Source organism: Spiribacter onubensis (assembly GCF_040838425.1).
GTDB lineage: Bacteria > Pseudomonadota > Gammaproteobacteria > Nitrococcales > Nitrococcaceae > Spiribacter > Spiribacter onubensis.
Genome location: NZ_JBAKFI010000016.1, coordinates 1 through 1,290, shown reverse-complemented (window position 1 = coordinate 1,290; position 1,290 = coordinate 1). Strand labels below are relative to the sequence as shown.

The following is a 1,290-nucleotide window of genomic DNA, read 5'->3' as shown; positions in this document are numbered from 1 at the left end:
CATTGCCCTTCCACGCCAGGCAGTTTTGCGGCCACTACATTGGACAAGATGAGTGCGTAAATGGCGACTTGCGCCAAGGGATTGATAATCATCCATAATCCGCCAAGTTTACTGCGCACAAATTGGCTGACTAGCTCGTTTCGAATGGAACTTACCACAAAGTGGCGGTATGCCCAGAGAGCATTAAGAGCGCCCATAAGTGTCCTCAAACCGAACGATGTCGTCCTCTCCCAGATAGGCACCGGATTGCACTTCAACCAGCTCCAGAGGCACTTTCCCTGGATTGGTTAGCCGATGGGTCGCACCAATGGGGATATAGGTTGACTGGTTCTCAGTAAGCAGCTTTTCCTCGCCGTTGCACTCAACAATGGCCGTACCTTTCACAACAACCCAGTGTTCGGCCCGGTGGTAGTGCATCTGCAATGAAAGCCTCTCTCCGGGCTTTACGGTAATGCGTTTAATTTGGAAGCGATGGCCTTCGTCAATGGATTCATATTCACCCCAAGGCCGATAGATCTGGACATGGGCATGATGCTCGTTTCGATCATTGTCTTTGATCTGCCGAACGATTTTCTTAACGTCTTGCACGGATTCCTTGTGGGCGACCAATACGGCGTCTTTGGTTTCAACAATGACCACATCCTGCACGCCCACCGCTGCAACCATCCGGGTTTCACCGCGGATGTATGAGTTTTTTGCACCCTCAACGACCACATCGCCGATACAAACGTTGCCCGCATCATCTTTTCCTTCAATTTCCCACAAGGCGGACCATGAGCCAAGATCGTTCCACCCCGAATCGAAAGGCACCACAGCAGCTTGCGCCGCTTTCTCCATAACTGGGTAGCCGATGGATTCATCCAGGCACGCCTGAAAGGCATCTGCAGGCACGCGATCAAAGTCGTCGTCTTTTTCCATGGCATTGGCTGCCTGCTCACACGCTTCGTAAATGTCCGGCCGGGAAGCTTTAAGCTCCTCCAGGTAAACCGATGCTTTAAAGATGAACATGCCGCTGTTCCAGTAGAAATTACCGGCGGCAATAAATTCTTCGGCTATTTTTTGATCGGGCTTTTCAACAAACCGGCTTACCCTGAATGCTTTTTCATCCGCACTCAACGCACCGCCCGCATCGATGTAGCCAAAACCGGTTTCCGGGGCCGTCGGCACCATACCAAAGGTCACCAGCTGCCCGTCAGCGGCGACTTCTCCCCCCTGCCGGATCAGTGCTGCAAACCGCTCATAGTCGTACATTAGGTGATCGGAAGGCAGCACCAGAAGCAACGGGTCTTC

The 1,290-nt window shown here is 52.5% G+C and carries 1 protein-coding gene; it reads right to left on the bottom strand.

Annotated features, from left to right (window positions below; all coding sequences use genetic code 11):
- Nucleotides 1-183: 183 nt before the first annotated feature.
- Nucleotides 184-1,290, bottom strand: a 1,107-nt coding sequence (locus V6X63_RS10640) for a mannose-1-phosphate guanylyltransferase/mannose-6-phosphate isomerase (RefSeq protein ID WP_367978924.1), incomplete at its 5' end; no start/stop codon positions are given.